The 12,638-nt window shown below is 60.7% G+C and carries 14 protein-coding genes; 13 read left to right on the top strand and 1 reads right to left on the bottom strand.

The features are described from left to right. Positions 1-125: 125 nt before the first annotated feature. The 12 genes from ccoN (at position 126) to hemN (ending at position 11,223) form a co-directional block, all read left to right on the top strand. Entirely contained in the window at positions 126-1,568 is a 1,443-nt protein-coding gene (gene ccoN / locus HU722_RS21465; protein ID WP_065873838.1) for a cytochrome-c oxidase, cbb3-type subunit I, read from the top strand. Next, a complete protein-coding gene (gene ccoO / locus HU722_RS21470) occupies positions 1,568-2,176 on the top strand; it encodes a cytochrome-c oxidase, cbb3-type subunit II (RefSeq protein WP_003193167.1) in 609 nt (202 codons plus the stop codon). Before ccoN ends, ccoO begins: the two co-directional genes overlap by 1 nt. 6 nt (positions 2,177-2,182) lie before the next feature. Beyond that, the gene (locus tag HU722_RS21475) at positions 2,183-2,368 is read left to right on the top strand and encodes a CcoQ/FixQ family Cbb3-type cytochrome c oxidase assembly chaperone (RefSeq protein ID WP_003175465.1); all 186 of its coding nucleotides are present in this window, start codon (positions 2,183-2,185) and stop codon (positions 2,366-2,368) included. Next, positions 2,365-3,342, top strand: a complete 978-nt coding sequence (ccoP, locus tag HU722_RS21480; protein ID WP_049712048.1) for a cytochrome-c oxidase, cbb3-type subunit III — start codon at positions 2,365-2,367, stop codon at positions 3,340-3,342. Before HU722_RS21475 ends, ccoP begins: the two co-directional genes overlap by 4 nt. 171 nt (positions 3,343-3,513) lie before the next feature. Next, positions 3,514-3,768 (top strand): type II toxin-antitoxin system Phd/YefM family antitoxin, encoded by a 255-nt coding sequence (locus HU722_RS21485; protein ID WP_010208555.1) that lies wholly within the window; start codon positions 3,514-3,516, stop codon positions 3,766-3,768. Further along, positions 3,768-4,178: a type II toxin-antitoxin system VapC family toxin gene (locus tag HU722_RS21490; RefSeq protein WP_065873839.1), complete on the top strand. Its 411-nt coding sequence runs from the start codon at positions 3,768-3,770 to the stop codon at positions 4,176-4,178. The genes HU722_RS21485 and HU722_RS21490 overlap by 1 nt, the downstream gene beginning before the upstream one ends. A gap of 207 nt (positions 4,179-4,385) precedes the next feature. Further along, the gene (gene ccoG / locus HU722_RS21495) at positions 4,386-5,789 is read left to right on the top strand and encodes a cytochrome c oxidase accessory protein CcoG (RefSeq protein ID WP_065873840.1); all 1,404 of its coding nucleotides are present in this window, start codon (positions 4,386-4,388) and stop codon (positions 5,787-5,789) included. Positions 5,790-5,805: 16 nt separating this feature from the next. Beyond that, complete coding sequence (locus tag HU722_RS21500; protein WP_015885303.1) at positions 5,806-6,345, top strand: FixH family protein; 540 nt, start codon at positions 5,806-5,808, stop codon at positions 6,343-6,345. Positions 6,346-6,390: 45 nt separating this feature from the next. After that, positions 6,391-8,835: a heavy metal translocating P-type ATPase gene (locus HU722_RS21505; protein ID WP_065881228.1), complete on the top strand. Its 2,445-nt coding sequence runs from the start codon at positions 6,391-6,393 to the stop codon at positions 8,833-8,835. A 22-nt stretch (positions 8,836-8,857) separates the two neighbouring features. Continuing rightward, positions 8,858-9,070, top strand: a complete 213-nt coding sequence (gene ccoS / locus HU722_RS21510; protein ID WP_010208549.1) for a cbb3-type cytochrome oxidase assembly protein CcoS — start codon at positions 8,858-8,860, stop codon at positions 9,068-9,070. Next, positions 9,063-9,746, top strand: a complete 684-nt coding sequence (locus HU722_RS21515; RefSeq protein WP_065873842.1) for a sulfite exporter TauE/SafE family protein — start codon at positions 9,063-9,065, stop codon at positions 9,744-9,746. Before ccoS ends, HU722_RS21515 begins: the two co-directional genes overlap by 8 nt. A 94-nt stretch (positions 9,747-9,840) precedes the next feature. Then, entirely contained in the window at positions 9,841-11,223 is a 1,383-nt protein-coding gene (gene hemN, locus HU722_RS21520) for an oxygen-independent coproporphyrinogen III oxidase (protein ID WP_065881231.1), read from the top strand. Here hemN and HU722_RS21525 read toward each other — a convergent pair whose 3' ends face one another. Next, entirely contained in the window at positions 11,224-11,691 is a 468-nt protein-coding gene (locus tag HU722_RS21525) for a FlxA-like family protein (protein WP_064052670.1), read from the bottom strand. It abuts the gene before it with no gap. A gap of 153 nt (positions 11,692-11,844) precedes the next feature. On the opposite strand from HU722_RS21525, the gene fnr reads away from it, so the two are divergent. After that, the gene (gene fnr, locus HU722_RS21530) at positions 11,845-12,579 is read left to right on the top strand and encodes a fumarate/nitrate reduction transcriptional regulator Fnr (protein ID WP_065873844.1); all 735 of its coding nucleotides are present in this window, start codon (positions 11,845-11,847) and stop codon (positions 12,577-12,579) included. The last annotated feature ends 59 nt before the right edge of the window (positions 12,580-12,638 follow it).

The raw sequence follows: 12,638 nt of genomic DNA on the forward strand, positions 1-12,638 counted from the left end.
AGGGCGCAGAATCTGGCGTGGAACGCATTGATACAGGTCAGCCATTGCGTTGCAATGGCCCCTCGCTTTCTCCATACTTGCGGCCGATTTTACCTATAAAAAAACCTAAACCGTGGAACCTTAGAATGAGCACAGCAATCAGTCCGACTGCTTATAACTATAAGGTAGTCCGCCAGTTCGCCATCATGACGGTGGTCTGGGGGATCCTTGGCATGGGGCTCGGGGTGTTTATCGCCTCGCAACTGGTTTGGCCGGAATTGAATTTCGGTTTGCCATGGACGACCTTTGGCCGCCTGCGCCCGCTGCACACCAACCTGGTGATCTTCGCCTTCGGCGGATGTGCATTGTTTGCCACCTCCTACTATGTCGTGCAGCGAACCTGCCAGACGCGACTGATCTCCGACAGCCTCGCGGCCTTCACCTTCTGGGGTTGGCAAGCGGTCATTGTCGGCGCCATCGTCACCCTGCCACTGGGGTACACCACCACCAAGGAATACGCCGAGCTGGAATGGCCCATCGCCATTTTGCTTGCCATTGTGTGGGTGACCTATGCCGTGGTGTTCTTCGGTACCATCGTCAAGCGCAAGACCAAGCACATCTATGTGGGCAACTGGTTCTACGGCGCCTTTATCCTGGTGACGGCGATGCTGCACATCGTCAACCACGCCTCGTTGCCGGTCAGCCTGTTCAAGTCTTACTCGGCTTACGCCGGGGCGACTGACGCGATGATCCAGTGGTGGTACGGCCACAACGCCGTAGGGTTTTTCCTCACCACCGGTTTCCTGGGGATGATGTACTACTTCGTGCCGAAACAGGCCGAACGTCCTATTTACTCGTACCGCCTGTCCATCGTGCACTTCTGGGCGCTGATCACCCTGTACATCTGGGCCGGCCCGCACCACTTGCACTACACCGCGTTGCCGGACTGGGCGCAGTCCCTGGGCATGGCAATGTCGATCATCCTGCTGGCCCCGAGCTGGGGCGGCATGATCAACGGCATGATGACCCTGTCGGGGGCCTGGCATAAATTGCGCACTGACCCGATCCTGCGCTTCCTCGTGGTATCGCTGGCGTTCTACGGCATGTCGACCTTTGAAGGGCCGATGATGGCGATCAAGACCGTCAACTCGCTGTCCCACTACACCGACTGGACCATCGGCCACGTACACGCCGGTGCGCTCGGTTGGGTCGCGATGATCTCCATCGGCGCGATCTACCACATGATCCCCAGACTGTTCGGCCGCGTGCAGATGCACAGTGTCGGGCTGATCAACACGCACTTCTGGCTGGCGACCATCGGTACCGTGCTCTACATCGCCTCGATGTGGGTCAACGGCATCACCCAGGGCCTGATGTGGCGTGCAATCAACGATGACGGCACCCTCACCTACTCCTTCGTCGAAGCGCTGCAGGCCAGCCATCCGGGCTTTATCGTCCGCGCGTTGGGCGGTGCGTTCTTTGCCACCGGCATGCTGTTCATGGCCTACAACGTCTGGCGCACCGTGCGTGCCTCGGACCCTGCCGAAGCCGAAGCCGCCGCCAAGATCGCCGTTGTGGGAGCCCACTGATGAAGCATGAAGTAGTCGAGAAGAATATCGGCCTGCTGGCCTTCTTCATGGTCATCGCCGTGAGTATCGGCGGCCTGACCCAGATCGTTCCGCTGTTTTTCCAGGACGTCACCAACAAGCCGGTGGAAGGCATGAAGCCGCGCACCGCGCTTGAACTGGAAGGCCGCGACGTCTACATCGCCAACGGTTGTGTCGGCTGCCACTCGCAGATGATCCGTCCGTTCCGCGCCGAAACCGAACGCTACGGCCACTACTCGGTCGCCGGCGAAAGCGTGTGGGACCACCCATTCCTGTGGGGTTCCAAACGTACCGGCCCGGATTTGGCGCGTGTCGGCGGTCGTTACTCTGATGACTGGCAACGTGCGCACTTGTACAACCCGCGCAACGTTGTGCCTGAGTCGAAAATGCCAGCGTACCCGTTCCTCGTGGAAAACAAGCTCGACGGCAAGGACACCGCGAAGAAGATGGAAGTCTTGCGCACCCTGGGCGTGCCCTACACCGACGAAGACATCGCCGGTGCAGCCGCAGCAGTGAAAGGCAAGACCGAAATGGACGCATTGGTGGCCTACCTGCAAGGCCTTGGCACCATCATCAAAAGCAAACGGTGATTCTTCATGGATATCGGGATGATTCGTGGCTTGGGCACCGTTGTGGTGATGGTGGCCTTTATCGGCCTGGCGTTGTGGGTGTTCAGCCCCAAGCGCAAGTCGGAGTTTGAAGACGCGACCTTGCTGCCCTTTGCGGATGATCCCGAAGCCATCAAGCACGTCGAGCAAGCTTCTAGGAGTAACAAAGAATGACTACGTTCTGGAGTCTGTACGTCACAGTCCTCAGTCTGGGTACCATCTTCGCCCTGACCTGGCTGCTGCTGTCGACCCGCAAGGGCCAGCGCGCCGAGCAAACCGACGAGACTGTCGGCCACTCGTTCGACGGCATCGAGGAGTACGACAACCCACTGCCCAAGTGGTGGTTCATGCTGTTTGTCGGCACCATCATCTTCGCCCTCGGCTACCTGGTGCTGTACCCGGGCCTGGGCAATTGGAAGGGCCTGCTGCCGGGCTACAACTACCTCGACAACGACAAGCAAACCGCTTTCGCCAATGGCCAGACCGGTTGGACCGGCGTGCACGAGTGGGAAAAGGAAATGGCCAGGTCGGACGCCAAGTTCGGGCCGATCTTCGCCAAATTCGCCTCGATGCCGATTGAGGAAGTCGCCAAGGATCCGCAAGCCTTGAAGATGGGGGGCCGCCTGTTCGCCTCCAACTGCTCGGTGTGCCACGGTTCCGACGCCAAGGGCGCCTATGGCTTCCCCAACCTGACCGACGCCGACTGGCGATGGGGTGGCGAGCCCGCCACCATCAAGGAAACCATCATGAAGGGCCGCCATGCCGTGATGCCGGCCTGGCTGGATATCCTCAAGGAACAAGGCGTCAGCGATGTCGCCGCCTTCGTGGTGACCAACCTCGACGGTCGCAAGCTGCCAGAAGGCGTCAAGGCTGACGTGGCCAACGGCGAAAAACTCTTCGCCGCCAACTGCGTGGCCTGCCATGGCCCGGCCGGTAAAGGCACGCCCGCCATGGGCGCACCCGACCTGACCCACCCGGGTGCATTCATCTACGGTTCGAGCTTCGCCCAACTGCAACAGACCATCCGTTGGGGCCGCCAGGGCCAGATGCCTGCGCAGGAGCAACTGCAGGGGAACGACAAGGTGCACTTGCTGGCAGCCTATGTTTACAGCTTGTCCCATGGGGATAAGAAGGCTGAAGAGCAGTAAGACCTCGAAACATCAAAGCCCCGTGCAGCGAACGCTGGCGGGGCTTTGTTCATTCTGGCTTTCGAAGACTCTGTAAGCAGGTACCCGCTACCACTCGTAGCCTCACACTTGCGACCTGCAACAACCAAGTAGTAACGTAACTACATCCAGCCAAATAAAGGGGGCTCCCCCATGACCATCACCACCATTTCCAGCCGCGAATTCAACCAAGACACAAGTGGTGCCAAAAAAGCAGCCCGCCAAGGGCCGGTTTTTATCACCGATCGCGGCAAGCCGGCCCATGTACTGCTAAGCATTGAGGACTACCAGAAACTGACAGGGCTCAATGCCGACATCGTTGATCTGCTAGTGATGCCAGAAGCGGCCGATATCGACTTCGAAACCGAACGCGCCGTGATCACTCATCGACCTGTGGACCTCTCTTGATGTATCTACTCGACACCAATGTTATTTCTGAACTTCGCAAACCCCACGCCGACGCAAAGGTGGTCGCATGGGCAAAGAGTGTCATCGCTCCACGCATGTTTATCTCTGCGATAACGCTTAAAGAACTGGAGACCGGAGTCTTGCGCATAGAGCGGCGAGACCCGGCGCAGGGGAAGGTATTGCGTACCTGGCTCAAACGCCATGTGATGCCCGCTTTCGATACCCGAATCCTGCCTGTTGACGCTGCGGTCGCACTGCGTTGCGCACATTTGCATGTTCCAGATCGGGCCAATGAAAGTGATGCGTTGATCGCCGCTACCGCCTTGGTTCATGGCCTCACCGTTGTGACGCGCAACGTCAGTGACTTCACATCCAGTGGCGTTTCACTGATTAATCCATGGGACGAATAACCGGCTTGGCCGCAAAAACCGTCCATACTTCCCAAGTCAATTGATCCAGGTCACGTACACCATCAATTGATTTCACCCAACGCGACCAAAGGTCGCACCCTTGACGTACTATCGGGGGCGTATCATTAGGCCACCGCAACACCCTTAATTTGACCCCGGTTGGCACGTACTGGCCGAGGCAAATCTCCACCGCCGTGGGATGCAATGATGAGCGACCAAATACCGGTACATAACGTTACCCCGCCTGCCAAAACCGTCGACCTCTACGCCTCGCGAGAGAAAATCTACACCCGTGCCTTCACCGGCCTATTCCGCAATCTGCGCATGCTCGGTGGTGCCGGCCTGTTCCTGCTCTACTTCGGCACCGTGTGGCTGAACTGGGGTGGCCACCAGGCCGTGTGGTGGAACCTGCCGGAACGTAAGTTCTTTATTTTTGGTGCGACCTTCTGGCCCCAGGACTTCATCCTGCTCTCAGGTATTTTGATTGTTGCGGCGTTTGGCCTGTTCTTTATCACTGTGTACGCCGGTCGCGTGTGGTGCGGGTATACCTGCCCGCAAAGCGTGTGGACATGGATCTTCATGTGGTGCGAAAAGGTCACCGAAGGCGACCGCAACCAGCGCATCAAGCTGGATAAAGCGCCGATGGGCGCCAACAAATTCTTGCGCAAATTCAGCAAGCACACCCTTTGGCTGCTGATCGGTTTTGTCACCGGCATGACCTTTGTCGGCTACTTCTCACCGATCCGCGAACTGGTGTTCGAGTTCTTCACCGGCCAGGCCGATGGCTGGTCGTATTTCTGGGTCGGTTTCTTCACCCTCGCCACCTATGGCAACGCCGGCTGGCTGCGCGAACAGGTGTGCATCTACATGTGTCCGTATGCGCGCTTCCAGAGCGTGATGTTCGACAAAGACACCCTGATCGTCTCCTACGACCCACGTCGTGGCGAACTGCGCGGCCCGCGTAAAAAGGGCGTCGACTACAAGGCCCAGGGCCTGGGGGATTGCATCGATTGCACGATGTGCGTGCAGGTGTGCCCGACCGGTATCGACATCCGCGACGGCCTGCAGATCGAGTGCATCGGCTGCGCCGCCTGTATCGACGCCTGCGACAACATCATGGACAAGATGGACTATCCGCGCGGCCTGATCAGCTACACCACCGAGCACAACCTGTCGGGGCAGAAAACCCACAAGCTGCGCCCGCGATTGATCGGCTACGCGCTGGTGTTGCTGGCGATGATCAGCCTGCTGGTGGCGGCGTTCTTCATGCGCTCGCTGGTGGGTTTCGACGTGAGCAAAGACCGCGTGCTGTTTCGCGAAAACGCCGAAGGGCGTATCGAAAACGTCTACAGCCTGAAGATCATGAACAAGGACCAGCGCGACCACACCTACGTGCTCGATGCTTCGGGCCTGCCGGACCTCAAGCTGCAGGGCCGCCGCGAGATCAAGGTGGCCGCCGGCGATATCGTCAGCATGCCGGTGGAGCTGTCGAGTGCGCCGGAGCAATTGCCGTCGAGCACCAACGAGGTGACCTTCATGCTCAAGGATGCCGATGACACCAGCGTCCAGATTGAAGCCAAGAGCCGATTCATCGGCCCGCAAGTTCGTTAATCAAGAGAACCGAACAATGTCCGTAGCAACTGCTGCAAGCCCTTGGTACAAGCATCTGTGGCCCTGGATCATCATCGGGATCCTGGCCTGCTCGGTGACCTTGACCCTGTCCATGGTGACCATCGCGGTGAACAACCCGGACAACCTGGTCAACGACAACTACTACGAGGCCGGCAAAGGCATCAACCGTTCTCTCGACCGTGAGCTGCTGGCCCAGACCCTGCAACTGCGCGCCAAGGTGCACCTGGATGAGTTGACCGGTGAAGTCGAGGTGAACCTCACCGGCAACAGCAACCCGACCACCCTGGAATTGAACCTGATTTCCCCGACCCAGCCCGAGAAGGATCGCAAGATCAACCTGGCCCGCAGTGACAGTGAACCCGGCCGCTACATAGGGCAGGTCACCGACAAGGTCGAAGGCCGTCGCTTCGTCGAATTGCTCGGCGTGGAAGGCGACCGCACCTGGCGCATGTTCGAGGAAGAACAGGTCAGCCACGACAAGGACTTGCTGCTGGGTGATGAACCGCTGCAGGGTGCCGAAGACCTGAAAAAGTAAAAACCTGCGCAAAGAGGTCCTCCCTGCCACCTTAGATTCCAGATCATGACCATCCCGTGCTACCACTGCGCCCTCCCCGTCCCCTCCGGCAGCCGGTTTACCGCCGTGATCCTCGGCGAACGCCGCGAACTCTGCTGCCCCGGCTGCCAGGCAGTGGCCGAAGCGATTGTCGCCGGTGGCCTGGAAAGCTACTACCAGCACCGTAGCGAAGCCTCGGCCAACCCCGAGGCGTTACCCGTGCAGTTGGTGGACGAGCTGGCGCTGTTCGACCGCGCCGACGTGCAAAAACCCTTTGTACGCCACGACGGCGAACTCGCCGAGGCCACCCTGCTGATGGAAGGCATCAGCTGCGCCGCCTGTGGCTGGCTGATCGAGAAACACCTGCGCAGCCTGCCCGCTGTGGCCGAGGCGCGGCTGAACTTGTCCAACCACCGCTTGCTGGTGCGTTGGGCTGACGGGCAGTTGCCGTTGAGCCAGTTACTCAGCGAGCTGCGCCATATCGGTTACGCCGCCCACCCGTATCAAGCGGACCGCGCGGCCGAGCAATTGGCCAGCGAAAACCGCCTGGCCCTGCGCCAATTGGGTGTTGCTGGGCTGCTGTGGTTCCAGGCGATGATGGCAACCATGGCTACCTGGCCGGAATTCAACATCGACCTGAGCCCGGAGCTTCATGTGATCCTGCGCTGGGTGGCGATGTTTCTTACAACACCCATCGTGTTCTACAGCTGTGCACCGTTTTTCAAGGGTGCCCTGCGCGACTTGCGTACGCGTCACCTGACCATGGATGTGTCGGTTTCATTGGCCATCGGCGGTGCATATCTGGCGGGCATCTGGACCACGATCACCGGCCTAGGTGAGTTGTACTTCGATGCGGTGGGCATGTTTGCGCTGTTCTTGCTGGCCGGTCGCTACCTCGAGCGGCGTGCCCGCGAGCGTACAGCCGCCGCGACGGCGCAGTTGGTCAACTTGCTGCCCGCCTCGTGCCTGCGGCTGAAGGCGGATGGTCAAAGCGAGCGCATCCTGCTTCCCGAGCTGGCGTTGGGTGACCGTGTACTGGTGCACCCAGGTGCCGTACTGCCGGCGGATGGCGTGATTCTCGACGGCCAATCCAGCATCGATGAATCCCTGCTCACCGGTGAATACCTGCCGCAACCGCGCCAAACCGGGGATGCGGTCACGGCGGGCACGCTCAATGTGGAAGGCGCCTTGACAGTCGAAGTGCGCGCCTTGGGCCATGACACGCGCCTGTCCGCCATCGTGCGCCTGCTGGAGCGCGCCCAGGCCGAGAAACCGCGCCTGGCGCAGATCGCTGACCGCGCTGCGCAGTGGTTCCTGCTGTGCTCGCTGATCGCCGCCGCCCTGATCGGCTTGCTGTGGTGGGAATTGGATTCTTCGCGGGCGTTCTGGATTGTACTGGCGATGTTGGTCGCGACCTGCCCCTGTGCATTGTCCCTGGCCACCCCCACCGCGCTCACTGCCGCCACTGGCACCTTGCACAAACTCGGGTTATTGCTGACCCGCGGACACGTGCTGGAAGGGCTGAACCAGATCGACACGGTGATTTTCGACAAGACCGGCACCCTCACCGAAGGCCGCTTGGCCTTGAGAGCCATCCGCCCCCTGGGCACATTAAGCACGGACCTGTGCCTGAGCCTTGCCGCCGCCCTGGAAAACCGTTCCGAACACCCGATTGCCCGCGCCTTTGGTCGCGCGCCGCTGGCCGCCGATGAGGTGCTCAGTTCGCCTGGGCTTGGTCTTGAAGGTCGCGTTGGCGAGCGCCAATTGCGCATTGGTCAACCCGGTTATGTCTGCGAACTCAGTGGTTGCGCGATCCCCGCCTCACCGACAGATTCGGGTCAATGGCTGCTGCTCGGCGACCGCGAAGGCGCCCTCGCCTGGTTTGTGCTCGATGACCGCCTGCGCAGCGACGCGCCGGCCCTGCTGGCCGCCTGCAAGGCACGCGGCTGGCGCACGCTGTTGCTGTCCGGGGACAGTTCGCCGATGGTCGCCAGTGTCGCCGCCGAATTGGGCATCGACGAAGCCCACGGCGGCCTGCGCCCTGATGACAAGTTGCAGGTGCTGCAACAACTGCACAAGGAAGGCCGCAAGGTGCTGATGCTCGGCGATGGGGTCAACGATGTGCCCGTGCTCGCCGCCGCGGATATCAGCGTGGCCATGGGCACCGCCACCGACCTAGCCAAGACCAGCGCCGATGCGGTGTTGCTGTCCAACCGCCTGGACGCGCTGGTGCAAGCCTTTTCCCTGGCGCGGCGCACCCGTCGCGTGATCATTGAAAACCTGCTGTGGGCCGGGCTGTACAATGGCCTAATGCTGCCGTTTGCCGCCCTGGGTTGGATCACGCCCATCTGGGCGGCTATCGGTATGTCCCTCAGTTCGTTGACCGTGGTGCTCAATGCCCTGCGCCTGACTCGCCTGCCGAGCGCGCCAGTTGCCCGAGCCCCCTCAGTAACCCGCCCGCTGCCGGTGTGAGCCGCGCGGGCATGGAGTGCAGATGCCAGCTTTATACGTGATGATTCCGGCGGCGCTGCTGTTAGTGGGCGTGGCCATCTACATCTTCTTCTGGGCCGTGGACAGCGGCCAATACGACGACCTCGATGGGCCGGCCCATAGCGTGCTGTTCGACGACCAGGACCCGAATCACCTGGCCGGCGTCGAAGAAGCCAACCACCCCGAACAACCGCCTAAAGACCCACCCCATGCTTGAACTGGCGCCGCTGCTGGTCTCCGCACTGATCCTCGGCCTGCTGGGGGGCGGCCATTGCCTGGGCATGTGCGGCGGGCTAATGGGCGCGTTGACCCTGGCGATCCCCAAGGAGCAGCGCAGCCGCAGGTTTCGCCTGCTGCTGGCGTACAACCTGGGGCGCATCCTCAGCTATGCCGCTGCCGGCGTGTTGATTGGCCTGGCCGGCTGGGCGGTGGCGAACAGCCCGGCCGCGATGTTCATGCGCGTACTTGCCGGGCTATTACTGATCAGCATGGGCCTGTACCTGGCGGGCTGGTGGAGCGGCCTCACCCGCGTCGAAAGCCTCGGGCGCGGCCTGTGGCGGCATATCCAGCCGGTTGCCAACCGTTTGCTGCCGGTGTCCAGCCTGCCGCGCGCGTTGCTGCTGGGCGCACTCTGGGGCTGGTTGCCGTGCGGATTGGTCTACAGCACGTTGCTGTGGGCGGCGAGCCAGGGGAATGCGCTGGACAGCGGGTTGCTGATGCTGGCGTTTGGACTGGGCACTTGGCCGGTACTGTTGGCCACCGGCCTGGCGGCTGAGCGGGTCACGGCGCTACTGCGCAAACGCAGCGTGCGGATGGCCGGTGGCTTGTTGGTGATCCTGTTTGGTATCTGGACGTTGCCGGGGCCGCACCAGCACTGGCTAATGGGCCACTAAATGCATAGCGCCGCTCCCCGTTGATGCAAATCAAGATGCCACCTTCGACGCGCCCCTAGACTCACCCCACTAGCCAATCCGGGGGAGCGCCCGCATGCTCGACGCCATTCGTTGGGACACCAATCTGATTCACCGCTACGACTTGGCGGGACCGCGCTACACGTCCTACCCCACCGCCGTACAATTCGACAGCCAGGTCGGCACGTTCGACTTGCTCCACGCCCTGCGCGACAGTCGCAAGGCTGTGCGGCCATTGTCACTGTATGTGCATGTGCCGTTTTGCGCGAACATTTGCTACTACTGCGCCTGCAACAAAGTCATCACCAAGGATCGTGGCCGCGCCCAGGCTTACCTGCAACGCCTGGTGCAGGAAATCCAACTGGTGGCCTGCCACCTCGACCCGAAACAACCGGTGGAACAACTGCACTTCGGCGGCGGCACGCCGACGTTTCTCAGCCACGACGAACTGCGCCAGGTCATGGCATGCCTGCGTCAGCACTTCAATTTGCTGGATGATGATTCCGGCGACTACGGCATCGAGATCGACCCCCGCGAGGCGGATTGGGCCACGATGGGCCTGCTGCGTGAGCTGGGCTTCAACCGCGTCAGCATCGGCCTGCAAGACCTCGACCCCGAGGTGCAACGCGCGGTCAACCGCCTGCAAAGCCTGGAAGAAACCCGTGCGGTCATCGACGCGGCGCGCACCCTGCAATTTCGCTCGATCAATATCGACCTGATCTACGGCCTGCCCAAGCAGACCCCGCTGAACTTCGCGCGCACCATCGAGGAAGTGATCAACTTGCAACCGGACCGCCTGTCGGTATTTAACTATGCGCATCTACCGGAACGCTTCATGCCGCAGCGGCGCATCAACACCGACGACTTGCCTTCACCGGCAGAAAAGCTGCTGATGCTGCAAACCACCATCGAGCAATTGACCCAGGCCGGCTATCGCTACATCGGCATGGATCACTTCGCTCTACCGGACGACGAGCTGGCCATCGCCCAGGAAGAAGGCACCCTGCAACGCAACTTCCAGGGCTACACCACCCACGGTCATTGCGACCTGATCGGGCTCGGGGTGTCGGCGATCAGCCAGATCGGCGACCTGTACTGCCAGAACAGCAGCGACCTCAACGCCTACCAGAACAGCTTGGCCGGCGCGCAACTGGCCACCAGCCGCGGCTTGGTCTGCACCACGGACGATCGGTTGCGGCGGGAGGTTATCCAACAGTTGATCTGCAATTTCAGCCTGGCGTTCGAGAAGATCGAGCCGGCCTTCAACATTGATTTTCGCGGGTATTTTGACGACATCTGGCCGCAACTGGAGACCATGGCCGAAGATGGCCTGATCGAACTCGGCGCCCAGGGCATTCGTGTATTGCCCGCCGGGCGACTGCTGGTGCGTTCGGTGTGCATGGTGTTCGATGCCTACCTGGAGCACCAGAATCGGCAACGATTTTCACGGGTAATCTGATTACATCGACAACGAGGCGGCCTTCATCGAGTCGTTGGCGCTCATACCTTTCATCGACTTGGCCAGGGAGGTCTGAGCCGACATCAGGCCCGCCTGCAAAGCACTGATTTCGCTTTGCAGAGCACTGGTCTTGGCTCGAGCCTCTTCGGGCGAGAGGTTATTGGCCGCCGCGACTGCCGCCAGTTCGGCCTGTTTTTCGGCGATCTGCTGTTTCAGTTGGCGGATCATTTTCAGCACCTGTTTGACGTTGTCGTCCAGGCCACTGTCATCGATATCCGCATTGGAGCTTTTGGCCGCACCAGCGGCTTTGAAGGCATCGGCGGAAATAGTCACGGTCACACCTTCAACCACTTTGGGTGCAGTAGCCGTTTCAGCGCCTGGTGCTTCTTCCTTGGCCTCAGCCAGTGGTTTTGCATCCGGCACAGTCGGAATGCGGATGGCAGGGTTGTAGGCGGCGATAACAGACATGATCCAGGCTCCGACTAAATAGGTATGCCTGCTGTATCGACCTCGGTACAAAAACCTTTATATGGTTGCCGGTTTTTTGTACACGCTGGCTTCAGCGACCTCCAGTGCGTTACCCTTACGTCTTATGTGTGTTTTCCCACAAGGATTTAAGAAATGTCCGAGCCAGTTAAACTGCGCGCTCACAGCCAGGCCCATTGCAAGGATTGCAGCCTGGCCCCCCTGTGCCTGCCACTTTCGTTGAATTTGGAAGACATGGAAGCGCTGGACGAGATCGTTAAACGCGGTCGCCCGCTGAAAAAAGGCGAGTTTCTGTTTCGCCAGGGCGACAAGTTCGATTCCGTTTATGCAGTGCGTTCGGGCGCGTTGAAGACGTTCAGCCTGAGCGATGGCGGCGAAGAACAGATCACGGGGTTCCACTTGCCCAGCGAACTGGTGGGGCTGTCAGGCATGGACACCGAGATTCACCCGGTGTCGGCCCAGGCTCTGGAGACTACGTCAGTGTGCGAAATCCCCTTCGAGCGCCTGGACGAACTGGCCCTGCAATTGCCGCAACTGCGCCGTCAGCTGATGCGCGTGATGAGCCGCGAGATTCGCGACGACCAGCAAATGATGCTGCTGTTGTCGAAGAAAACCGCCGACGAGCGCATCGCCACCTTCCTGGTCAACTTGTCCGCGCGGTTCCGTGCCCGTGGTTTCTCGGCCAACCAGTTCCGCCTGAGCATGTCGCGCAATGAAATCGGCAACTACCTGGGCCTGGCGGTGGAAACCGTGTCCCGCGTGTTTACCCGTTTCCAGCAGAACGAGTTGATCGCTGCCGAAGGCAAGGAAGTGCATATCCTCGACCCGATCCAACTGTGTGCGTTGGCCGGCGGCACGGTCGACGCCTGATCCAGACGCTGCGGCCGCGCCAACTGGCGAGGCCGCAGGTATACTTCGAGTCCGTTTCC

Source organism: Pseudomonas tritici, assembly GCF_014268275.3.
Taxonomy (GTDB): Bacteria; Pseudomonadota; Gammaproteobacteria; order Pseudomonadales; family Pseudomonadaceae; genus Aquipseudomonas; species Aquipseudomonas tritici.

Bases quoted from the DNA above. Each gene is read 5' to 3' on its own strand.
- ccoN (WP_065873838.1), top strand. From the start codon at position 126: ATGAGCACAGCAATCAGTCCGACTGCTTATAACTATAAGGTAGTCCGC.
- ccoO (WP_003193167.1), top strand. From the start codon at position 1,568: ATGAAGCATGAAGTAGTCGAGAAGAATATCGGCCTGCTGGCCTTCTTC.
- HU722_RS21475 (WP_003175465.1), top strand. From the start codon at position 2,183: ATGGATATCGGGATGATTCGTGGCTTGGGCACCGTTGTGGTGATGGTG.
- ccoP (WP_049712048.1), top strand. From the start codon at position 2,365: ATGACTACGTTCTGGAGTCTGTACGTCACAGTCCTCAGTCTGGGTACC.
- HU722_RS21485 (WP_010208555.1), top strand. From the start codon at position 3,514: ATGACCATCACCACCATTTCCAGCCGCGAATTCAACCAAGACACAAGT.
- HU722_RS21490 (WP_065873839.1), top strand. From the start codon at position 3,768: ATGTATCTACTCGACACCAATGTTATTTCTGAACTTCGCAAACCCCAC.
- ccoG (WP_065873840.1), top strand. From the start codon at position 4,386: ATGAGCGACCAAATACCGGTACATAACGTTACCCCGCCTGCCAAAACC.
- HU722_RS21500 (WP_015885303.1), top strand. From the start codon at position 5,806: ATGTCCGTAGCAACTGCTGCAAGCCCTTGGTACAAGCATCTGTGGCCC.
- HU722_RS21505 (WP_065881228.1), top strand. From the start codon at position 6,391: ATGACCATCCCGTGCTACCACTGCGCCCTCCCCGTCCCCTCCGGCAGC.
- ccoS (WP_010208549.1), top strand. From the start codon at position 8,858: ATGCCAGCTTTATACGTGATGATTCCGGCGGCGCTGCTGTTAGTGGGC.
- HU722_RS21515 (WP_065873842.1), top strand. From the start codon at position 9,063: ATGCTTGAACTGGCGCCGCTGCTGGTCTCCGCACTGATCCTCGGCCTG.
- hemN (WP_065881231.1), top strand. From the start codon at position 9,841: ATGCTCGACGCCATTCGTTGGGACACCAATCTGATTCACCGCTACGAC.
- HU722_RS21525 (WP_064052670.1), bottom strand. From the start codon at position 11,691: ATGTCTGTTATCGCCGCCTACAACCCTGCCATCCGCATTCCGACTGTG.
- fnr (WP_065873844.1), top strand. From the start codon at position 11,845: ATGTCCGAGCCAGTTAAACTGCGCGCTCACAGCCAGGCCCATTGCAAG.